This window comes from Shimia sp., from assembly GCF_965227725.1.
Lineage (GTDB): Bacteria > Pseudomonadota > Alphaproteobacteria > Rhodobacterales > Rhodobacteraceae > Shimia.
Genome location: NZ_CBDDGH010000006.1, coordinates 565,694 through 587,296 on the forward strand (window position 1 = coordinate 565,694; position 21,603 = coordinate 587,296).

Consider the following 21,603-nt stretch of genomic DNA (forward strand, 5'->3'; position numbering starts at 1 on the left):
AAGACCGCTTGGCGTCACTCCCATCCCACAAAGGCGCGCCAGCCTATTGAATTCCCTGCAAAAGCCGCGCCTTCTCACCGATGTCATCCGGCCGAGACAAAGCCTCCGCCAAGGCCTCGATAGACGCAATTGAATGGCCGGCACGAAAGCTGTCCACATGGGGCAGCATGGCGCGAATGCCTTGCGCTTTGGCGGCAAATCCTTCCCACCGCAGCAAAGGGTTGAGCCAGATGAGCCGCCGCGCCGACAGATGCAGGCGTTGCATCTCTTTGCTGAGATCCTCCGGTGCACCGCGATCCAGACCGTCCGATATCAGCAGCACGACTGCGCCCTGCCCCATCACCCTACGTGACCAATCCCGGTTAAAGGCGTGCAGACATTCGCCAATCCGCGTACCACCTTCCCAGTCCTGCGCCTCAGCACCAGCGGCGGCCAAAGCAGCGTCCACGTCCCGAGTTGCGAGATGGCGTGTGATGTTGGTCAGCCGCGTGCCGAAAGTGAAGCCATGCACCCGCGCCCATCCCGCGCCCTTTTGATTGGCCACGGCGTGCAGGAAATGCAGCACCATGCGGCTGTATTGACTCATCGAGCCAGAAATATCGCAGATCACCACAAGATTGGGCCAGCGCGTGCGGCGGCTCTTTCTTGCGATTTCGGAGAGATCTCCGGCTTGTCGCATGGAGTTGCGCATGGTGGCGCGCCAATCCACGCCCGAGCCAAGAGGATCGGCTTTGGTGCGCCGGGATTGAATGGGCTGCACAGGCAATTTTAGCCGCGCCAGCATGCGTTTGGCCTGGGCAATTTCATCGGTGCTCATCTGCTCAAAGTCCAGCGCGCGCAGCTTTTCCTCTGATGACATCGTCATGGAGGCGTCAATCTCGATCTGTGTGCCGTCTTCCTCCTGTGTTTCCGTCTCCGGCAGCTCAGCATTTGCCCCGTCAAGCAGCGCCTCTGCTGCGCGTTTCTCCCCTGCCTGGGCTGTGCGATCTTCTTGCACGCCGCGCACGGCGGGCAGCATCATGGACATCATGTGCTCAAGATATCGCGGGTCTCGCCAATAGAGCCGGAACACTTGCGCGAAGGTGGTGCGGTGCTCAGGGCGTGACACAAAACACGCATGCAGCGTCCAGTAGAAATCCTGTTTGCTGGTGAAACCTGCCGCCTCAACAGCCTGTATCGCATCCAGCAGCCGCCCCGGACCAATCGGCAAACCGGCTTTGCGCAAAGCCCGTGCAAACCACGTGATGTTCTGCGTCAGCTTGGGGGCTTCCGGAATGTCGAGCGGGAGGTATTCAGGCATTGCGCCGAACGGGGGGCCAGCCCCCCGCACCCCCCGGGATATTTACGGCAAGAGGAAACATCAGGCCGGCTCCAAGGACGCGCGCACTTCGTCCAGAAGCCGCTTGGCCTCTGATCCCTGAAGCTTTGCGATATCGTCCTGATACTTCAGTACCGCGCCGAGCGTGTCCGCAATCACCTGTGGGCTGAGCGTCAAAACATCGAGCGCCAGCAGACATTTGGCCCAGTCGATGGTCTCTGCAACTCCGGGTTTCTTGAACAGATCTTCGGTGCGCAGCTTCTGCACAAAGGCCACAACTTCCCGGCTCAGACTGGCGGCTGCCTCCGGCGCGCGGGCCTGCAAAATAGACATCTCGCGCTCAAAGTCCGGATAATCCACCCAATGATACAGGCAGCGGCGCTTGAGCGCGTCGTGGACCTCACGCGTCCGGTTGGAGGTGACAATCACGATGGGGGGCTCTGGCGCTTTGATGGTGCCAAGCTCCGGAATCGTCACCTGAAAATCGCTCAATGCTTCCAGCAGAAAGGCTTCAAAAGGCTCGTCCGTCCGGTCCAGCTCATCAATAAGGAGCACCGGCGCTCCGGCTGGGTCAGGCCGCATGGCCTTGAGCAGCGGGCGTTCCACGAGGTAGTCCTGACTGAAGAGCTCTTCCTGCAGGGCCGCGCGATCCGCGCCGCCGCTGGCTTCTGCGGTCCGAATAGCCACCATCTGCGCCGCGAAGTTCCACTCATAGACCGCGCTGGCCGCGTCCAATCCTTCGTAGCATTGCAGACGGATCAGATTGCGATTGAGGGCCGCCGAAAGCGCCTTGGCAATTTCGGTTTTGCCAACACCCGCCTCCCCTTCGAGAAAAATCGGACGCCCCAGGCGCAGAGCCAGAAAAACCACCGTTGCCAATGGGCGGCCACAGACGTAGCCTTCCGCCGCGAGCATGGATTGAACCGCGTCAATACTTTCAATGGCTTGCATAAGTCCCCGCCTTGCATCCCACATCATAAATCACCGCGTCAGGCTGCACAGCCCATGCAGGAAGGTCAAGCGCAGGGGGCTGGGACAAAAGTTGTAGAAAAACCGACACGCTCCACATTTCTGCCGCAAATGGTTCCTATTCTGTCCGGCAAGAGCCAAAAATGGACGCCACACAACCGGACAAACCGGGCGCCAAAGGGAAAAGAGATGCAGGATTCACCCAATGGGTTTGACACGCCAATGCTCGGCTTGTCCAAAGCGGCTTGGCTGCGGCAACTGAAGGATGTGGTTGAAAAACATGGCCATTTCCAACCTTTGGGCCGACAACATTGCGCCACGCTGATCGAAGACAAGCCCGTCCTCTTGGTGACCTTTGAAACCATTGACGGTATTCAGTCACGCGCAGACACCGGGCAGCCGCTGGGCTGGGAGCTGGTGCGTGAGCTGGGCTGGTCACATCTTTGTATTCTCAGCAATGGCGACACCTGGTTTCGCGATCCGGCGGTGTATGCCTATTTTGACCAACTTCAGGCTGACGGCTTTTTTGAGCGCTTTGACGAGGTCGTTTTTTATGGGGCAGGCCCCTGCGGTTATGCGGCGGCGGCCTTTTCTGCAGCAGCGCCAGAAGCGCAAGTTGTGGCGGTGCAGCCGCAAGCGACCCTCGCGCCAAGACTGGCTGGCTGGGACCACCGTTTCCCAAAGGCGCGGCGGCTGGCGTTTGACGGGCCATACGGGTTTGCCCCTCAGATGGCGGCCTCTGCGGATCGGTGCTTTGTGATCTATGATCCACATGAAGCTCTTGATGCGATGCATGCGACGCTCTTTTCCATCGACAACAGCACCCTCCTCCCAACGCCCTTTCTCGGTACCGCGATCGAAAACGATCTGCTGGAGATGCAAATCCTCTATCGGGTTCTTGTGAAGGCCGGGGCGGGAACACTCAGCCGCGGGGCCTTCTACAAGCTCTATCGGGCGCGGCGGGGGCATTTGCCCTACCTCAACCGCCTGCTGGATGCGGTGAGCGGGAAAAAGCGGCCGTTTGTCAGCGCACTGCTGTGTGCCAATGTGGCACGCCGCCTGAAAGCGCCGCGCTTCCTGAGGCATCTGAACGGATTGGCGCGGGCTGCCGAGCAGGGGCGGCTTGCGGGCTAAACGCCCAAAACCATCACATCAAAGGCTAGCCAGCACACCTGCTTTTGTGTAAGGCGCAGGCATGACCCAAAGCCTGACGATTGCCCGCCCCGATGACTGGCACCTGCATCTGCGCGATGGCGCGATGCTGAAAGCCGTTCTGCCTGAAACCGCTCGCCATTTTGCCCGCGCGATCATCATGCCGAATCTGGTGCCACCTGTGGTGACCGGCGCGCAGGCCGCAGCCTATAAAGACCGCATTATGGCGGCGCTGCCGGAGGGCATGGACTTCGCCCCTTTGATGACACTTTACCTCACCGAGGACAGTGACCCCGAAGATATCGCAGCGGCACATGCCAGCGGGCTGATCAAAGCCGTAAAACTTTATCCGGCGGGCGCAACCACAAACTCTGCAAGCGGCGTGGCCAACTTCAAAAACGTGCGTGCGGCTTTGGAAAAAATGGCCGAGATTGGCTTGCCGCTCTGTGTGCATGGCGAGGTCACCGACCACGACATTGATATTTTTGATCGCGAGGCGGTGTTTATCGACCGCGTTCTGGATCCGATCCGCAAAGCCACACCGGGTCTGCGCGTTGTGATGGAACATATCACAACCAAGGACGGTGTTGCCTATGTGCAAGACAATGCGACCGATCTGGGCGCAACAATCACCACGCACCACCTGATCATCAACCGCAACCACATCCTCGTGGGCGGCATCAAACCGCACTACTACTGCCTGCCTGTGGCCAAACGCGAAGAGCACCGCCTGGCGCTGCGCGCAGCGGCGACGTCGGGTGATGCACGGTTCTTCCTTGGCACCGACAGCGCGCCGCATGTGGATGATTTGAAAGAAAACGCCTGTGGCTGTGCGGGCTGCTTTACCGCGACCAACACAATGGCGCTTCTGGCGCATGTGTTTGAAGAAGAAAACGCGCTTGAGACTCTGGAAAAATTCGCAAGCCGCAATGGCCCGAGCTTCTATGGGCTGCCTGTGAACGACGCCAAGATCACGCTGACCAAAGGCGCCGAAGCCACCGTTTTCCCAGAGAAAATTGAATGCTCTGACGGGCCGGTCACTGTATTTGATCCTGGCTTTGACGTGTTCTGGAACGTCGCCGACCAATAACTGCTGCCAAAGGACATTGAGATGATCCCAACCGCCTTCCCGCCGAAAGAAGAAATTGCCCGCCTGACAGCCCGTATGCTGCTGGAAATTGGCGCGGTGAACTTCAACACTGATGAGCCTTACACGCTGGCCTCCGGCCTGCCGTCCCCAAGCTATATCGATTGCCGCAAGCTGATCTCCTTCCCGCGCATCCGAGCGACGTTGATGGATTTCATGACCGTCACCGTGATGCGCGAAGCCGGGTTTGAGGCGTTTGATAACATCGCAGGCGGCGAAACCGCAGGCATTCCCTTTGCCGCGCTGGTGGCGGAGCGCATGGCGCTGCCAATGACCTATGTGCGCAAGAAACCAAAGGGTTACGGCAAGAACGCCCGCATCGAAGGTGCGATGAGCGAAGGCGAGCGCGTGCTGTTGGTGGAAGATTTGACCACCGATGGCGGCTCCAAGCTGTCCTTTGTGGATGCGATCCGCGAGACCGGCGCAAGCTGCGCCAACACCGCTGTGATCTTCTACTATGACATCTTCCCGGAGACCGAGAAAACGCTCGGCGACCATGGGGTGGCGCTGCACTATCTCTGCACCTGGTGGGATGTGCTGGCAGAAGCCAAAGCGCAGGGTGCCTTCTCTGAAGAGACGCTGGCCGAGGTAGAAACCTTCCTCAAAGATCCGCGCGCCTGGCAAGAGGCCCGCAAGAACGGCTAAGGCCAAAGCATCGGCAAAATCTGTCTCACGCCGGCCTGATGTGCGGGCGTGAGAACGCTGCTTTGACCCTATATGTTGACGAGGTGGCGCTTCGTTTGACAATATCGGGTGGACAGCAGTTATCCACAGGTGTTCCACAGAAACATACAGTTTGCCCGGCATAAGTGCGGTTGTTACAACCGACGCTTAGGGGGCAGTTGGGCAAGATCATGAACGAAATTTCGAGTATCAATCCGGGCGCTGAGGCAGCACCTGAAGAAGACCCAATGCCGCATTCCATTGAGGCTGAGCAACAGCTTCTGGGTGCGATTCTGACCAACAACGACATCTTTGACCGGGTCGCTTCGATCATCACCTCCGAGCATTTTTACGAGCCGGTGCATGCGCGGATTTTTGAGGTGGCTGCAGCGCGGATTGCGAAGAACAATCTGGCCTCCCCTGTGACGCTGAAGGCTTTTTTGGAAGACGACGAAGGTCTGAAAGAACTGGGCGGTCCAGCGTATCTGCTGCGTCTGGCTGGGGCGGCAATTTCTGCTTTTGCGGCAGGGGATTACGCACAGATCATCTATGATCTGGCGATGCGGCGCGAGCTGATTGGGCTGGGCAATGACATTGCCACCAGAGCAAAGAAAGCCGACATCAAACTGGAGCCGAAAGAGCAGATCGTTCAGGCCGAACAGGCGCTCTACAAACTCTCGGAGCAAGGCTCCTCAGAACGCGGATTTGTGAGCTTTCTGAAAGCGGTCACAGAAGCGGTGAACACCGCCAACGCTGCCTATCAGCGGGAGGGTGGTCTTGCCGGGATTTCCACCGGTCTGATTGATCTGGATAAGAAGCTCGGGGGCCTGCACCCATCGGACCTTCTGATCCTTGCGGGACGTCCCTCGATGGGGAAAACCTCGCTGGCCACCAACGTCGCGTTTAACGTGGCCAAAGCCTATAAGAAAGGCATCAAACCCGATGGCTCTGAAGGGGCCGTGGAAGGCGGGGTAGTTGGCTTCTACAGCCTTGAAATGTCAGCAGAACAGCTGGCGGCGCGTATCCTGTCTGAGGCGGCTGAGATCCCTTCGGAACAGATCCGTAAGGGGGACATGACCGAGGAGGAATTCCGCCGGTTTGTGCAGGCCGCAAAAGACCTTGAAGCCTGCCCGCTGTTCATTGATGACACCCCTGCCCTGCCGATTGCGCAGCTTGCGGCGCGGGCGCGGCGCCTCAAACGGACCCACGGTCTTGATCTCTTGATCATCGACTATCTGCAGCTTTGCCGCGGCACAGCAGACAACCGGGTGCAGGAAATCGCGGAGATTTCCATGGGCATGAAAGCCATCGCCAAGGAGCTCAATATCCCGGTGATCGCGCTGTCCCAGCTCTCGCGTACGGTGGAGAGCCGCGACGATAAACGCCCTCAGCTCAGTGACTTGCGGGAATCGGGCTCGATCGAGCAGGACGCCGATGTGGTGATGTTCGTGTTCCGTGAGGAATACTATGTGGAGCGTGAAAAGCCCTCTGATGACCGTCTGGATGAGATGGCCGCCTGGCAGGAGCGCATGGAACGCTTGCACGCCAAGGCCGAGGTGATCCTCGGCAAGCAGCGTCACGGCCCGATTGGCACGGTGGAGCTGAGCTTTGAGGGGCGGTTCACCCGCTTTGGCAACCTTGTGCAGCCCTGGCAGCAGGGAGGGGCGGAGGAGTACTGACCTCCGCTTTTTTTGCGCGTGCGAATCAAAAGGTAAACGGCGTCTCAGCGCCAAAACGGGACGTCGGTATCGCGTCGGTATCCCTACGGTATTGCGTAGGTGTCATTTTCACAAAGCCGCCAAACCGAGATCGTTTATGCAGCGGACGTTGCGCAACAGCGAAACAGAGCCCTGCATCCGAAAATTCGCCACGTCTTAGCCCTTGACCTTGTGCGGTGAGGCGTCAACAAACGCCTTCATGGCTACTGCAACTTTGACAATTGATCTCGACGCGCTGCTGCACAACTGGCGGGCGCTGGATGCGCGCACAAGCGCGGAGACCGCCGCCGTGGTGAAGGCGGATGGATATGGTTTGGGCGCGGACCGCGTGGCGCGGGCTTTGATGCGCGCTGGTGTGACCCGCTTTTTCGTCGCTGCCGCCGAAGAAGGCGCTTCGCTGCGACAGGCTGTGGGACCGGATCCGGAGATCAATATCTTCAGCGGTCATATGCGCGGCGACACCGATATGATCAGCGATCTGGGGCTGACCCCGATGCTGAACTCGGTGGATCAGATCGTGCGTCATGTGGAAGCCCTGCCCGCGCACCCGTTTGGCGTGCAGCTGGACACAGGCATGAACCGGCTTGGGCTGGAAGCGCCGGAGTGGGACGCTGTGCGCGAATTGGTGCTGCAACGCGGCCCGACCCTTTTGATGTCGCATCTGGCCTGCGCCGATGATCCGGAGCATCCGATGAACCCGCGCCAGCTTGCCGCGTTCAAAGAGATGACCGACGGGCTGGATGTGCCCCGCTCGCTGGCTGCGACCGGCGGCATTCTCTTGGGTTCTGATTATCACTTTGATCTGACCCGTCCCGGTGTGGGGCTCTATGGCGGGATGCCATTTGTCGAGGCCACGCCGGTGACGACGCTCAGCATCCCTGTCATTCAGGTGCGCGATGTTCCGGCAGGCGAAAGCGTGGGTTACTCCAACACCTGGATCGCCGAGCGCGACAGCCGCGTGGCGACCATCGCCGCAGGCTATGCGGATGGCATCATCCGCGCCATGGGCGAAAAGGTCGACGTGTTTGCCGGGGAGGCGCGCTGTCCGCTGATTGGCCGCATTTCGATGGATATGATCGGCATTGACGTGACCGACCTGTCAGAAGAACCCCGTGAGGTGGAGCTGCTGGGCCAGCACCAGTCGGTGGACACGCTGGCCGATGCGGCGGGCACCATCGGCTATGAAATCCTGACCTCCATGGGACAGCGCTATCAGCGCCGCTACAAAGTGTCATGAGTGTTCTGCTCAAGCCTCTGAATGCGATTGGCCGCAACACGCTGTCGATCCTCAACACCATCGGGGATGTGGCGCTGTTCCTTTGGGGGGCGTTGAGCCATATCTTCCGCCCGCCGTTTTATGGTCGCGAGTTTCTCAATGCGCTGTTTAACATCGGCTGGCTGAGCCTGCCTGTGGTGGGCATGACCGCGATCTTCACCGGCGGCGCGCTGGCATTGCAGATCTATGACGGCTCTTCGCGGTTTTCCGTGGAAAGCGTGGTGCCGCAAATCGTGGCCATTGGTATGGTGCGCGAACTGGGCCCTGTGCTTGTGGGCCTGATGGTGGCGGCGCGGGTGACAAGCTCGATTGCTGCCGAGATCGCCACCATGAAGGTGACCGAGCAGATTGACGCGCTGGTGACGCTGTCGACCCATCCGATGAAATATCTGACCGCGCCACGTGTGCTGGCCGCCGCGATTGTGGTGCCGGTACTGGTGGGCATCGGCGATGTGATCGGCATTTATGGCGGCTTCCTGGTGGCCACGGAAAACCTTGGCTTCAATCCGGCCAATTATGTGCGCAACACCACAAACTTCCTGCATCTGAATGACATTGTCTCAAGCCTTGTGAAGGGCTGCGCCTTTGGCGTGATCTCTGCGGTCATGGGCTGTTACTTCGGGATGAACTCCGGCCGCGGCGCACAGGGTGTGGGCCAGGCCACCAAAAGCTCGGTGCAAGCCGCAGCTGTGTTGATCCTCGCCGCGAACTTTGTGCTGACAGGGCTGTTTTTCTCCTCATGATCCGCTTTGACAACGTCCATAAGAGCTTTGGCCCCAAACAGGTGCTGCGCGGGGTGAACCTTGAGATTGCCAAGGGCAGCTCCATGGTGATCATCGGCGGCTCCGGCACCGGGAAATCGGTGATGCTGAAGTCGGTGCTGGGGCTGGTGAGCCCGGACAGCGGCCAGATCATGGTGGATGGCAAGGACACCACCCACGGCGATCGCGATGCGTTTCTGGCCCAGTTTGGCATGTTGTTTCAGGGCGGCGCGCTGTTTGACAGTATGTCTGTCTGGCAAAATGTGGCCTTCCGTCTGCTGCGCGGCAGCCTGAAACGCCCCAAAGCCGAGGCGCGCGAGATTGCCATCGAAAAGCTGCGCCGAGTGGGGCTGACCCCGGATGTGGCGGATCTCTACCCGTCCGAACTCTCCGGCGGGATGCAAAAACGTGTGGGCTTGGCCCGCGCGATTGCAGCGCAACCTGACATCATCTTCTTTGATGAGCCGACCACCGGGCTGGACCCGATTATGTCGGGCGTCATCAATGACTTGATCCGCGAAATCGTGGTGGAGATGGGGGCCACGGCCATGACCATCACCCACGATATGAGCTCTGTGCGCGCGATTGCCGACAATGTGGCCATGCTGCATGGCGGGGTGATCCAATGGACCGGCCCCGTGGCGGATATGGATGCCAGCGGCGACCCTTATGTGACCCAGTTCATCTCGGGCAGCGCCGAGGGCCCGATTGAGGCGGTGCGGTGAGTGCACGCGCCTTAGGAGATCAGCTCACCTAAGGCACACGGCATAATTTAACCTTTTATCAACTTTCTGTTCGCAGAATGTTCTGCATGTATTGGTAAAAGGTATATTGGTATGCCAGAAAACGAGCCGCAGACGCCGGTCAATCAGGTTATTGGCACGACGGGCGACGACACCCTCACCACGGGCGCGGGCGTGGACAAGATAAACGGCCACGCCGGGGATGACACCATCACATCGGGGGCGGGCAATGACCTCGCCGCCGGGGATATGGTGGGCAATGAGTGGATCTTTGTCGATGGGCGCTGGGTTTATAACCCTGACGCCATTGTCTCCAACGGGGATGCCGCCAACCGCAGCTACAATGACGTGATTTCAACCGGCGCCGGCGACGACGTGGTCCTGGGCAACGGAGGGGAGGACTTGCTCTCCTCCGGCGCAGGGGACGACACTGTGAACGCAGGCACCGGGGATGACACGGTGGACGGCGGCACAGGCGACGACCTGCTCAATCTGGAGGACGGCCACGATGTGGCGGTCGGCGGAATGGGCGCAGACACGGTGAATGCCGGGGCGGGTCACGATCTGGTTTTCGGCGATTTACAGAACAACAACCTGCTGAGCGGATCAGGCGGCGGTGCCGCCACGCTCAGTCAGATGGCCGCACAAAGCGGCTGGTCTCTCAGCGAGGCAGATGGCGAAACCGCCCTCAGCCAGTCGGTTCAAACCGAGGCTGGCGAAACATATACTGTCAGCTTTGAATTGGCCGCCAACCTTGCCGGTGGCGCGGCCTGCGGCAAGGTTGAGGTGCTCTGGAACGGAGAGGTGATCGGCACGGTGGAGACCACCTCCGGTGTGTTTGAAACCCACAGCTTTGAGGTCTCAGGCACGGGTGAGGCCGGCGGGTTGACCCTGCGCGAAGTGGCCCCGCCTGAGACGGATTCCGAGATTATCTTTGATGGCCCCGTGCCCTATTACCTCAAAGAAGTCACCGTCGGCGCGGACACAACCCATGTTGCGGCCTTCGCCCCCGGGCAATCCAAACTCTTCCAGATGATCGACGGGCAGCTCAATGTGTTTGACCCGGAAACCGAGCAATATGAGCTGGCCGGCCACCCAACGGGGCTGCGCATCAATGCCATCGGGTTCAACACCGAAGATGACCTGATATACGGCATTGCCAAAGCCAACGGCACCGACGCGCTTGGCAATCCTGTCTCCATACGGGATTTGGTGATGGTCGATGCAGAAGGCTACGCCTACCGAGTCGGAGAAACTCCGGTCGCGGACTATGTGGGCGATTTTGATGACGAGGGGAACCTCTGGACCTTCCAATCCAGCCTCAACCGCGTCACCAAGATTGATGTGGACACCCTTGATGCCAATGGCAATCCGCAGGCGATCAACTACGATCTGCCGGACGGTCTGTTTCGCGGGCGCTCCTATGACGTGGCCTATAACGCGCAGGACGGCGCATTTTACGCGGTGGAATCCCCGGGCCGCAATGGCGAGCCAGGCGCGGTGCACCGCATCGATGTGTCTGATGTGCCCAACGGCGGCAGCCCCGCCATCAGCTCGGTGCCCATCACCGCGACGCTTTATGACGATGGCATGAGCTCCGGCATGCCCAAAGGCGCCTATGGCGCAGTCTTCATGGATGGCGAGGGCAACCTCTACTTTGGCCTCAACCGTGGCGACCATGATCTGGATGGCAGCACCGCCGCCGAAGGCGGCATCTACCGCGTAGAGGTCGACTGGGCTGCAGGCACCGCCTATTCCGAATTCATGGCCGAAGCCCAAAGCACCGGCAGTAACGATGGCGCGGTCGACCCGCGCGCGCCCGATCCATTCGCCCCTGTGGATACTGACAGCACGATCCTGCTGCGCAACCCGCAGCTGCTCAGCGATCAGGGCGGCAATGACGATCTGCGCGGGGGCGACGGCAATGACACCATGCACGGCGGTGGCGGCGACGACACGCTGCACGGTGGCGCGGATGACGATGCCTTGCATGGCGATGCGGGCAGCGACCGCATCATGGCCGGCACCGGAGATGACTTTGCAAGCGGTGGCGCAGGCAACGACAGTATCACCATGGGTGAAGGGGCTGACACCGCCGAGGGCGGCGCGGGGCGCGACTATATCCACGGCCAAAGCGGCGACGACAGTCTTTCTGGTGATGGCGGGGATGACAAACTGGTTGGCGGCGCCGGTGCGGACACCATCTCGGGAGGCGCGGGCAATGACCACCTCTGGGGCGGCAATTGGTGGAAAGACGGCGATGCGGACACTTTTGTTGCCTCTGCTGGCGACGGGCGCGACATGATCCACGACTTTGAGGTGGACCACGATGTCATTGACCTCTCAAGCTATGGCATCAGCTATGATGATCTGCAGGCCCATATCCAGGATCAGGGCTGGGCCACGGTGATCGACCTCTCCGCCCTCACCGGCGGCGAAAGCAATGACCGTTTGATCCTGAAATCTGTTGATCCGGACGACCTGGACGAAACAAACTTCCTGCTCTGAGGCCAGCATGCACGCCTCACCGCTCACGCAACTCAAAAGGTTGCTGCCCCCGCTCCTCGGCCTGAGCGCGATCTCAAACCTTGCCGTGCTGATCAGCCCGATCTTCATGATGCAGGTGCTGGATCGCGTGATCCCGACCGGCAACCTTCACACCCTGTCGCTGCTGTTGCTGGTCGCGTCCGCAGCCCTGCTCTTGCAATCTATGGTCGACGGTCTGCGCGACATCACCTTGCAATGCGCCGCGCGCTGGGGCGAACGGATCAGCCTGCCCGCGATCCTCGGCTCTCCCCCCCGTGAGCAGCAGGATCGGATTGCTGCTCTGTCACAGTTAAAAAGCGGCCTTTCCGGCCCGACGGCGACCGCAGCCTTAAGCCTGCCCTGGCTGCCCATGTTCCTGGCGGTCTTGTGGATCATTCACCCCTGGTTTGTCGCCCTGACCTGCGCTCTGATCGCCACCGCGGCCACGCTGCGCATCGGCTCCAAAGCTCTCATGGCGCCTCGCACCGCCCTTCTGGCGCAATATGCAGATGGCGAAGCCACCGCGCAAAAAGACGTGCAGGATCTTGCCGCCCACCCCGGCCTCGCCGCGCTCAGCCGCAATTTGATCGCCAAACTTCTGCGCACCATGGCCGCGCGCAACCAAATCGAAGATCAGCTGACCCCGCTATCAGCGAGCAGCAACGCAGCTAGCGCTTTTGTGCGCAGCCTGTCGCAGCTGCTTGGCCTCAGTCTGGGGGCCGCGCTGGTGGTCAATGATGCCCTCAGCGCCGGCGGCATGATCGCCGCCAGCCTGATTTTGACCAAAACGGTCAGCAGCTTTGAAACGGTGATCGCGTCCCTGCCCGACATGCGTACTTTCCGCACCGCCTACCAACAACTGCTACACCTGCCGGCACCCACACAAAACATCGGAACAGAGATCCCCTCGCTGTCCGGGGCCTTGCGATGTGACGGGCTTATTTCCCCACGCGGCGGTGGCGCCCCGCCCCGTCTGGATCGGGTCAGCTTTCAAATTCCCAAAGGCCACTGCCTTGTGATCATTGGCCCGTCTGGCAGCGGCAAAACCACCCTTATTGAGGCGCTGAGCGGCGCAACACCCTGCCCCATTGGCACCGTCTGGCTGGATGAAACAGAAATCAAAACCCTGCCAAACGAAAGCCACACCGCCCACATCGGCTACCTGCCGCAGCAGGCGCAGCTGTTTCACGGCACTCTGGCACAAAACATCGCTGGATTTGCGCCCGACATCTCAGACGCAGATGTGGTGGAGGCGGCCAAAAATGCCGGGGTGCACGGCCTGATCTCTGCCCTCCCGCAATCCTATGACACGGATATCGGCGCAGCGCCCTATCTGCTGTCCGCCGGACAAAAACAACGCGTTGCGCTGGCGCGCGCGATTTATCACCAGCCAAAATATCTGTTTCTGGATGAGCCAAATGCCCTGCTTGATGCCGCAGGCGAGCGGCAGCTTTGTGCCGTGCTCGCACGGCTTAAGAAACAAGGCACAACGGTGGTGATGGTGCTGCACCGATCCGGCCTGATGGGACTCGCCGATCACGTTTTACTGTTAGAAAACGGACGCATGGCGGATTTTGGTGCGCGTGGCGAGGTTCTGGGCCGTATGAGCAGCGGGCGACGGCGCATTGAGCTGCCGTTGCGCGACACAAGCCTTCAGGATCTCACCGATTGGGTCAGCGCACAGTTCACACGGGCCTCAGATGCAGATCTCTCAAACCGGGCCGAGCTTATTGCAACAGAGCTCTTCACCCTCACCAAGGCCAGCGGCGCGCAGGACACCGCACGGCAGGCGGTTTTCCTGTTCCGTTTCCTCTCTGACCAGAGCTGTGAAATCACGGTGACTGAGGAGGGGCGCACCAAGGCAGATGCCAAAATTCGCAAAATCGCCGAGCTGCTGCGCCAGCCCAGCACAAAGATGGCCGACCTGCCCGGGGATGAGGCGGCCTTGGCGGTGATTTCCCAGATGAGCGACCGGTTTGACATTCAAAACATTGACGGCCAGTCGGTCTATTGCGCGACCATTTCCACACGCCCCGTCACCTTGCAGGGAGTGCCCCAACATTGAGTGACGCAGCCGCATTCTCCGCCGCCCCCGACCCGGCCAATACAGAGCTGCCAACCCGGGTCACGCGCCCTTTGCGCATTGGTTGCGCCGTGGTATTTGGCGCTCTGTTGTTGTTTGCGCTCTGGGCGTCGCTCGCGCCGCTGGCCACGTCTATTCCGGCGTCCGGGCATTTGAATGCCGCCCGCCCAAGCTATGATGTGCAGCATCCGTTTGGGGGAAAAATCGCGCAGATCCATGTGGACCAGCATGAAGAGGTGGCCCGTGGCGCAGTGTTGATGACACTCGATGTGGATCAGGAACGGGCAGAACGGGACGCATTGCAGGCCGCGCTGACCCCGATGATCGAAGAGCGCGCAACCATCAGGGCGGCGCTGTCAGACCGGCTGCCGCACGCGGGCGATGGCGCGCAAACCAGCGATGCGGCGCAGATGGCGGTGCGGCGCATGCGCAATATGCAAACCGCCATGCAACTGCGCGCCGACATGAGTGCCACCTTGGAAGGCGCGCTTGAGGAACGGATGATCCATCTTTCGCAAAGTATGGCGCGGCGTGAGGAGCAGCGCCTTTCCATGCTCGCCCGGCACAAACGATATGCCAGCCTGAGGGCAGAGGGCGCCTTTCGCGCCGCTGATATGGATGCGCTTGGCGAGGACATTCTGGAGCTCGAAGCCGCGCTGGAGCGGGACCGGGCAGAAGTGTCTTCCTTGCGCAATCAGGCCATTCAGGCCGCGATGCAGGTCATGCGCGAGAAACTCGAGTTTCGTCAGCAGCTTCTGGATCGGCTTGCGCAACTCGAAGAAGCGATCCCACGGCTCAAGCGGCAGATTTTGCGCCTGAGCGCGCAGATAGATCAAGCTCAGATTCACGCGCCGGAAGCAGGCATTGTCGCCGCACTCTATTTTGACACGGCGGCCATGGTCATACCGCGTGCGGAAACGGTTTTGACACTGGCCCGCCCAAGCGCGCGACATCAGGTGTCTTTTCTGGCGCACCCTCAGGTGATTGATCAGCTGCGGGTGGGCATGTCTGGCCAGTTGACCGTGGCGGCGCTCCCGCAGCGCAGCCACCCGCGCGTGCAGGCGACGATCACCTCGCTGTCACCGGAAGCCCGCCGCAATGCCGATGGCGCGGTGATGGGCTATGACGGGATTGCGCAGATTGATGCGGAGGACCACGCAGCACTTTTGGCCACGCTCGGAGATGAGGCCACTTTGGCCACCGATATGCCGGTGACAGTGGTCTTTACCGGCCGCAGCACCACCTTTGGTGCTTATCTGATGGGCCCGTTCTGGTCGTTTATGCAAAAAGCTTTGCAGGATTGAGGGTGCAAATGAGGAGGGAAGAGAGTGACGCTATTCCCCCGTGAGGCCAGCTTGCGCGGCGCGGTTGTGCAGGCTAGCACTGTTCCTATGAAGTCTGTTTTGCGTCTGGCCAATCTCTCGCTGCTGCTCTTGTTTCCGATTGCGTGGTTTGCACCGCTGATGCGCGCGGGCCTGCTGCCGATTTTTGGTCTCAGCGAGATTTCGATTGTCTCCGGGCTGCAATCTTTGTGGGGCACCGATGTGGCGCTGGCGCTTCTGGTGACGTTTCTGGCGATTTTCGCTCCTTATCTGAAAGTCATCGGCATTGCGCTCATTCAGTTTGGTCTCTTGCGCCGCAAAGCTTTGCCCACGCTGGAGTTTCTGGGGAAGCTGGCGATGGGCGATGTTTTTCTGATCGCGCTTTATATCGTGATCGCCAAGGGCGCGGGCCATGTGACGGTTTACACCGGCTGGGGGCTTTATCTGTTCACCGGCTGTATTCTGGCGTCGCTGACAATTAGCCATTTGACCCGCAAGCGGTCGTGATCCAAAACGGCACAATGGCAAAGAGCAAAACCCAATTCACATGTTCGGCCTGCGGCGCCGTCTCCTCCAAATGGTCGGGACGCTGTGAGACCTGCGGCGAATGGAATACGATCGTTGAAGAGGCACCCTTCGGGGCGGGCCCCGCAGGCAGCGCACTTGGCAATGCGAAGGGGCGGCGGATCGAGCTGTCTGATCTGGCCACCAAGGAAACCCCGCCGCCGCGCACCATCAGCGGCGTGAAGGAACTTGACCGCGTGCTGGGCGGCGGGCTGGTGCCGGCAAGCGCCTTGCTGGTGGGCGGCGATCCCGGGATCGGCAAATCCACCTTGCTGTTGCAGGCCGCCGCGCGGTTTGCGCGCCAAGGTGTCAAAACCATCTACGTGAGCGGCGAGGAAGCCAGCGCGCAGGTGCGGATGCGGGCGCAACGGCTGCAGCTGACGGAAAGCCCCGTGCTTTTGGCCGCCGAAACAAATCTGCGCGACATCCTGACCACGCTGGAGGCCGAACGGCCGCAGCTTGCCATCATCGATTCCATCCAGACCATGTGGAGCGACAATGTGGGCAGCGCGCCGGGCTCCGTCAGTCAGGTGCGCGCGGCGGCGCATGAGCTGACAGCCTTTGCCAAACGCAAAGGCATGGCGATCATTCTGGTGGGACATGTCACCAAAGAGGGGCAAATCGCAGGCCCCCGCGTGGTGGAACATATGGTCGATACGGTGCTCTATTTTGAGGGCGAGCGCGGCCATCAGTTCCGCATTCTGCGCGCCGTCAAAAACCGCTTTGGTCCCGCGGATGAGATCGGCGTTTTTGAAATGACCGGCCGCGGGCTGGTGGAAGTGGGCAATCCAAGCGCGCTGTTTCTGTCTGATCGCGGCCAGCCGACACCGGGAAGCGTGGTGTTTGCCGGGATCGAAGGCACCCGCCCCGTGCTGACAGAATTGCAGGCGCTGGTGGCCCCGTCACCGCACAGCCAGTCCCGCCGCACGGTTGTCGGATGGGACAGCGGGCGGCTTGCGATGATTCTCGCGGTGCTGGAAGCGCGCTGCGGCATCCCCTTTGCGGGGCTGGATGTGTACCTCAATGTGGCAGGCGGCATGAAAATCGGCGAACCGGCCGCAGACCTTGCGGTGGCCTGCGCACTGGTTTCCGCCCGTGAAGACAGCGCCTTACCCGCCGATACAGTGGTTTTTGGCGAAATCAGCCTGTCTGGCGCGCTGCGCGCGGTGAGTCAGACGGAAAATAGGTTGAAAGAAGCCCAAAAACTTGGTTTCTCATCGGCAATCGCGCCAAAGGGCGGCAAAACCAACACAGTTGACGGCATAAAGCTGAACCGTATTGGAGATTTGGCAAGTTTTGTGGGCGAAGTATTCGGAGCGGGCTGACGGGGACGGACGCACGTAAAAACAGACGCCGCAAGGCAAACCGGGGCCGGTCACAGGGCCGGTCATAAGGGACAGGACTACATGGAAGGTTTCACCATCATCGATGCCGTCGTTGCGGGCATCATCGTAATTTCGGCGCTGCTGGCCTACAGCCGCGGCGTTGTGCGGGAAACCATGGCCATCGCCGGGTGGGTTGCCGCCGCTGTGCTGGCCTTCATGTTTGCCGGATCTCTCCAGCCGCTGGTCAAAGAAGTGCCCATTCTGGGTGAATATCTGGCCGACAGCTGTGAATTGTCGATCATCGCCGCCTTTGCCGCTGTTTTTGCGCTGTCGCTGGTGGTGGTCTCGCTGTTCACGCCGCTGTTCTCCTCCATCGTGCAGCGCTCTGCACTGGGTGGGCTGGATCAGGGCCTTGGCTTTATTTTCGGTGTGCTGCGCGGCATCCTACTGGTTGCGATTGCCTTCTTTGTCTATGAGACCGTGATCACCAGCCAGTCTATCGCGATGGTGGATGACAGCCGTTCGGCCGAAGTGTTCAGCCGCATCACCCGCCAGATTGACGACCGCGACCCACAGGAAGCGCTGGGTTGGATCACCACCCAATACGAACAGCTGGTTGGCGTCTGCGAGGCGTAAGACAGCACATCGTTCTACACAGTCCTGCTGAAAGCCCGCACCGGTTGGTGGCGGGCTTTTTTCATGCGTCGGGGCAACCGGCGGGGGGCAAAAGCACAATGACGTTTGATCGGTGCGCGCAGGCCGTCCTTGGGGCGCGGCCTGATTTCCACAGTTGCACCTGCCTGTTCGCCGCCCTCTTGTTTGGCGGACAAACGGCGGCTACCGTGCGGGGAAACAAGCTATTTTGAGCCCTTTCATGCGCATTTGGATTGCCCTCACGACGCTGACGGTCGCGCTTTGTATTGCCCTTGTGGTGTCGGTCTTGCTGCCGCCCAAAACGCTCTCGCTGGCGGCGGGTGCGCGGGGCGGTGCCTATGCGCTGATGGCGGAACGCTACCGCGATATTCTGGCGCGTGACGACATTGACGTGCAGATTCTTTACACCAACGGCTCGGTCGACAATGCGGAGCTGTTGACGCTTGGCGCGGTGGATGCCGCGTTTTTGCAGGCCGGAATCACGGTGCCTCCGGGCAAGGCCGAGGCGATTGGCGGCCTGTTTTATGAGCCGATGCTGTTCCTTGTGCGCAGCGATCATCAATTGCCCTCAAATCCCGCGTTGTGGCGGGATCTGCAGATTTCGCGCGGGGCGCTTGGCTCCGGCACGGCAGCGGCCTTTGCAGATTTCAGAGAGGCCGTTGGCCTGCCTGAGGCGGACAACAAAGAGCTTGAGCTGGGCGCGGCGCAGTCAATTTTTGCCCTGCAGGCGGGAGGGCTCGACATGGCCTTTCTGGTCAGCAGCATTGAGGCGCCCTATCTGTCGCAGGCGTTTAACTCTGATGAGATCACGCTTTTGCCGCTGTCTTACACGCAGGCGATTGCGCGGCATATGGAGTATGCCGATATCGTTGATATTCCCGTGGGTGCGATTGCGCTTGATCCGGTGCAGCCCACGGAAACACAGCATGTGTTGGCCCTAAAGGCGCAGATGGCGATTGATCCGAAATTGCATCCGGCGCTGGTGAACCGGCTGACCATGGCGGCCAAAGAGCTGCATGCCGGGCGGGACATCCTGTCAGAGCGCGGGGCGTTTCCGGTGGCCGAAGGCATTGGCATGCCTGAAAACAACGTGGCACGCCAATTGATCGAAACGGGGCCCTCGACCTGGCACAATCTGCTGCCCTATTGGATGGCGGCGCAGGTCAATCGGCTGTTTCTGTTGATCCTGCCCATTCTGTTCCTTTTGTTGCCGCTGCTGCGGATCGCACCGATGATCTATTCCTATTTTCGCGGCTGGCAGGTCTGGAAACACTACAGCCACATCCGCGAGATCGAGGCCAAAGTCAGCGACAGTTCAAGCGCCAAGGATCTCAAGCGGCTCGCCAAGGCACTGGATTCGGTGGATCGCAAGATCTCGCAGCTGCGCCTGCCCCCGGCCTATCGGCAGACCGCCTATCACGCACGCATGCATATCGACTTGGTGCGCAAACGGATTGGGCAACTGCGTGTGGATGCAAAGTAGGTCTCGCCACCGCCCTACCCTCCTTTCTGCGCCACTAATTTAACCGTTTGATCAAAAACCAAAACGACGCGGCGACAGGGCGCGCTTTCTGGCCCGTCCAATGTGATCCTTTCGTGACATAGATTACCGGAGCGCTTAAGACAGGCGCAGCACGAAACAGGGATTCGGAGCCACCTCTGTGATCATTGGGCGAAACCATACCCCATTCACAGCCGCCTCTTGCGGCGGGTGGACTTGCACCCGAACCCAAGCGCTCCGCGCGCAACGTGCAGAGACACCGACCTTCCAAAAGCGCCAAACACATGCGTCGCGAAGGTGCCTAACCACCCAATCTAGCCAAGCCTAGTCCGAAGATAGGAGCGCTGCACGTGTGCGGAATTCTGGGGATCGCCAATCGCAATGACGATGTTTTTGCGGAGATTTATGACGGGCTGCTGATGTTGCAGCACCGCGGACAGGACGCCTCGGGTGTTGTGACCTACACCGGCGGGTTTTTCCGCGAACGCAAGGCCAATGGTCTGGTCAAAGACGTGTTTCAGGCCAGCGACGCCGAAACCCTGACCGGCCGTGTGGGCATGGGCCATGTGCGCTACCCCACCGCGGGCAGCCTGAGCGCGGCCGAAGCACAGCCGTTTTTTGTGAATGCGCCTTACGGCATTTATCTCGTGCACAACGGCAATATCACCAACACCGATGCGCAGCGCGAGAAGGTGACCGGCAAGTATAGCCGTCATCTGCGCACCACCAGCGACAGTGAAATTCTGCTGAACGTGCTGGCGGACAAAGTGGCTGATGCGATCAAAGTGAACGGCAGCGGCGATGCGATCCGCAATATCTTTGCCGGTGTGAAGATGACCATGGAGCGGGTGCAGGGCGCTTATTCCGTGATCTGTCTGATTGCAGGTGTTGGCATGCTGGCGTTCCGCGACCCTCATGGCATCCGCCCGCTGTCCGTGGCCAAACGCGCCGCAGATGGCGAAGGTGACGATTATGCCTTTGCCAGCGAAGACGTGGCCTTTGGCATCAATGGCTTTGAGAAAATGCGCGACGTGAAGCCCGGCGAAGCGCTGCTGGTGGATATGGATGGCAACCTGCATGAGTTTCAGGCGGTTGAGGGCGAGCTGACGCCCTGCATCTTTGAATATGTTTATCTGGCGCGTCCGGACAGCGTGCTCGACGGGGTGTCCGTCTATCAGGCGCAGCTGCGCATGGGGCAGACATTGGCCAAGCAGATTGCCGAAAGCGAACTTGAGATCGACGCGATCATTCCGGTGCCGGACAGCGCGCGCCCTGTGGCGTTGGAGGTCAGCAATGCCACTGGCATCCGCTATCGCGAAGCGCTGGTGAAAAACCGCTATGTGGGCCGGACCTTCATCATGCCCGGTCAGGAAGAGCGTCAGAAATCTGTGCGCCGCAAGCTCAACGCCATTCCGCGTGAGATGGATGGGCGCAATATCCTGTTGATTGACGACTCCATCGTGCGCGGCAACACCATCAAGAAGATTGTGCAGATGTGCCGCGAAGCGGGCGCGAAGAAAGTCTATATCGCCTCGGCCTCCCCGCCCGTGTCGCACCCCAATGTCTATGGCATCGACATGCCCACCAAACATGAGCTGATCGCCCATGACATGAGCATTGAGGAAATCCGCGAAGAACTGGGCGCGGATGCGCTGTTCTATCAGAAGCTGGAAGACCTGATCTGGGCCGCACAGGAAGGCAACCCGGAGATCGCGCGCTTTGACTGTTCCTGCTTTGACGGGGAGTACATCACCGGCGGCGTGACCGCGGAATATCTCGCCGATCTGGAAAACAGCAGCCGGGTGAGCAAGAAGATCAAAGAGGCTCCGGCACCGGGCGCAAGCTGGAACGGGGCGACTTTGGCCACCTCTCAGGGCTGAG

General features: G+C 60.2%; 17 protein-coding genes. 15 read left to right on the top strand and 2 right to left on the bottom strand.

The genetic code is table 11. The annotated features are described in order from the left end of the window. Nucleotides 1-43: 43 nt before the first annotated feature. A complete protein-coding gene (locus ACO07T_RS20330; protein ID WP_422050916.1) occupies nt 44-1,300 on the bottom strand; it encodes a vWA domain-containing protein in 1,257 nt (418 codons plus the stop codon). Nucleotides 1,301-1,360: 60 nt separating this feature from the next. Beyond that, entirely contained in the window at nt 1,361-2,269 is a 909-nt protein-coding gene (locus ACO07T_RS20335) for an AAA family ATPase (protein WP_422050917.1), read from the bottom strand. 207 nt (nt 2,270-2,476) lie between these two features. Here ACO07T_RS20335 and ACO07T_RS20340 point away from each other — a divergent pair, with 207 nt between their 5' ends. From ACO07T_RS20340 to purF, 15 genes are all read left to right on the top strand, one after another. Beyond that, entirely contained in the window at nt 2,477-3,421 is a 945-nt protein-coding gene (locus ACO07T_RS20340; RefSeq protein ID WP_422050918.1) for a phosphoadenosine phosphosulfate reductase, read from the top strand. Between the two features lie 61 nt (nt 3,422-3,482). Continuing rightward, nucleotides 3,483-4,529 carry a dihydroorotase gene (gene pyrC, locus ACO07T_RS20345; RefSeq protein WP_422050919.1) on the top strand — a complete coding sequence of 349 codons (1,047 nt, stop codon included), beginning with the start codon at nt 3,483-3,485 and terminating at the stop codon, nt 4,527-4,529. 21 nt (nt 4,530-4,550) lie between these two features. Further along, nucleotides 4,551-5,231 carry an orotate phosphoribosyltransferase gene (locus tag ACO07T_RS20350; protein ID WP_422050920.1) on the top strand — a complete coding sequence of 227 codons (681 nt, stop codon included), beginning with the start codon at nt 4,551-4,553 and terminating at the stop codon, nt 5,229-5,231. 209 nt (nt 5,232-5,440) lie between these two features. Beyond that, nucleotides 5,441-6,928, top strand: a complete 1,488-nt coding sequence (locus ACO07T_RS20355) for a replicative DNA helicase (protein WP_209065296.1) — start codon at nt 5,441-5,443, stop codon at nt 6,926-6,928. Nucleotides 6,929-7,166: 238 nt separating this feature from the next. Further along, nucleotides 7,167-8,204, top strand: coding sequence for an alanine racemase (gene alr, locus ACO07T_RS20360; RefSeq protein WP_209065297.1), 1,038 nt, complete (start codon nt 7,167-7,169; stop codon nt 8,202-8,204). After that, nucleotides 8,201-8,986, top strand: coding sequence for an MlaE family ABC transporter permease (locus ACO07T_RS20365; protein WP_209065298.1), 786 nt, complete (start codon nt 8,201-8,203; stop codon nt 8,984-8,986). The genes alr and ACO07T_RS20365 overlap by 4 nt, the downstream gene beginning before the upstream one ends. Continuing rightward, entirely contained in the window at nt 8,983-9,729 is a 747-nt protein-coding gene (locus ACO07T_RS20370; protein WP_209065299.1) for an ABC transporter ATP-binding protein, read from the top strand. Before ACO07T_RS20365 ends, ACO07T_RS20370 begins: the two co-directional genes overlap by 4 nt. Before the next feature lie 111 nt (nt 9,730-9,840). Then, nucleotides 9,841-12,255: a calcium-binding protein gene (locus ACO07T_RS20375; protein WP_422050921.1), complete on the top strand. Its 2,415-nt coding sequence runs from the start codon at nt 9,841-9,843 to the stop codon at nt 12,253-12,255. 7 nt (nt 12,256-12,262) lie between these two features. Next, nucleotides 12,263-14,338: an ATP-binding cassette domain-containing protein gene (locus ACO07T_RS20380; protein WP_422050922.1), complete on the top strand. Its 2,076-nt coding sequence runs from the start codon at nt 12,263-12,265 to the stop codon at nt 14,336-14,338. Further along, a complete protein-coding gene (locus ACO07T_RS20385; protein WP_422050923.1) occupies nt 14,335-15,660 on the top strand; it encodes an HlyD family efflux transporter periplasmic adaptor subunit in 1,326 nt (441 codons plus the stop codon). Before ACO07T_RS20380 ends, ACO07T_RS20385 begins: the two co-directional genes overlap by 4 nt. A gap of 87 nt (nt 15,661-15,747) precedes the next feature. Beyond that, nucleotides 15,748-16,185, top strand: coding sequence for a paraquat-inducible protein A (locus ACO07T_RS20390; RefSeq protein ID WP_422051058.1), 438 nt, complete (start codon nt 15,748-15,750; stop codon nt 16,183-16,185). Nucleotides 16,186-16,199: 14 nt separating this feature from the next. Continuing rightward, nucleotides 16,200-17,567: a DNA repair protein RadA gene (gene radA / locus ACO07T_RS20395; protein WP_209065303.1), complete on the top strand. Its 1,368-nt coding sequence runs from the start codon at nt 16,200-16,202 to the stop codon at nt 17,565-17,567. Nucleotides 17,568-17,648: 81 nt separating this feature from the next. Further along, complete coding sequence (locus ACO07T_RS20400; protein WP_209065304.1) at nt 17,649-18,203, top strand: CvpA family protein; 555 nt, start codon at nt 17,649-17,651, stop codon at nt 18,201-18,203. Between the two features lie 238 nt (nt 18,204-18,441). Next, nucleotides 18,442-19,704 carry a TAXI family TRAP transporter solute-binding subunit gene (locus ACO07T_RS20405; RefSeq protein ID WP_422050924.1) on the top strand — a complete coding sequence of 421 codons (1,263 nt, stop codon included), beginning with the start codon at nt 18,442-18,444 and terminating at the stop codon, nt 19,702-19,704. A gap of 368 nt (nt 19,705-20,072) precedes the next feature. Beyond that, nucleotides 20,073-21,602, top strand: coding sequence for an amidophosphoribosyltransferase (purF, locus tag ACO07T_RS20410; RefSeq protein WP_422050925.1), 1,530 nt, complete (start codon nt 20,073-20,075; stop codon nt 21,600-21,602). The last annotated feature ends 1 nt before the right edge of the window (nt 21,603 follow it).

Coding starts and splice junctions, on each gene's coding strand:
- ACO07T_RS20330 (WP_422050916.1), bottom strand. CDS start 1,300: ATGCCTGAATACCTCCCGCTCGACATTCCGGAAGCCCCCAAGCTGACG.
- ACO07T_RS20335 (WP_422050917.1), bottom strand. CDS start 2,269: ATGCAAGCCATTGAAAGTATTGACGCGGTTCAATCCATGCTCGCGGCG.
- ACO07T_RS20340 (WP_422050918.1), top strand. CDS start 2,477: ATGCAGGATTCACCCAATGGGTTTGACACGCCAATGCTCGGCTTGTCC.
- pyrC (WP_422050919.1), top strand. CDS start 3,483: ATGACCCAAAGCCTGACGATTGCCCGCCCCGATGACTGGCACCTGCAT.
- ACO07T_RS20350 (WP_422050920.1), top strand. CDS start 4,551: ATGATCCCAACCGCCTTCCCGCCGAAAGAAGAAATTGCCCGCCTGACA.
- ACO07T_RS20355 (WP_209065296.1), top strand. CDS start 5,441: ATGAACGAAATTTCGAGTATCAATCCGGGCGCTGAGGCAGCACCTGAA.
- alr (WP_209065297.1), top strand. CDS start 7,167: ATGGCTACTGCAACTTTGACAATTGATCTCGACGCGCTGCTGCACAAC.
- ACO07T_RS20365 (WP_209065298.1), top strand. CDS start 8,201: ATGAGTGTTCTGCTCAAGCCTCTGAATGCGATTGGCCGCAACACGCTG.
- ACO07T_RS20370 (WP_209065299.1), top strand. CDS start 8,983: ATGATCCGCTTTGACAACGTCCATAAGAGCTTTGGCCCCAAACAGGTG.
- ACO07T_RS20375 (WP_422050921.1), top strand. CDS start 9,841: ATGCCAGAAAACGAGCCGCAGACGCCGGTCAATCAGGTTATTGGCACG.
- ACO07T_RS20380 (WP_422050922.1), top strand. CDS start 12,263: ATGCACGCCTCACCGCTCACGCAACTCAAAAGGTTGCTGCCCCCGCTC.
- ACO07T_RS20390 (WP_422051058.1), top strand. CDS start 15,748: ATGAAGTCTGTTTTGCGTCTGGCCAATCTCTCGCTGCTGCTCTTGTTT.
- radA (WP_209065303.1), top strand. CDS start 16,200: ATGGCAAAGAGCAAAACCCAATTCACATGTTCGGCCTGCGGCGCCGTC.
- ACO07T_RS20400 (WP_209065304.1), top strand. CDS start 17,649: ATGGAAGGTTTCACCATCATCGATGCCGTCGTTGCGGGCATCATCGTA.
- ACO07T_RS20405 (WP_422050924.1), top strand. CDS start 18,442: ATGCGCATTTGGATTGCCCTCACGACGCTGACGGTCGCGCTTTGTATT.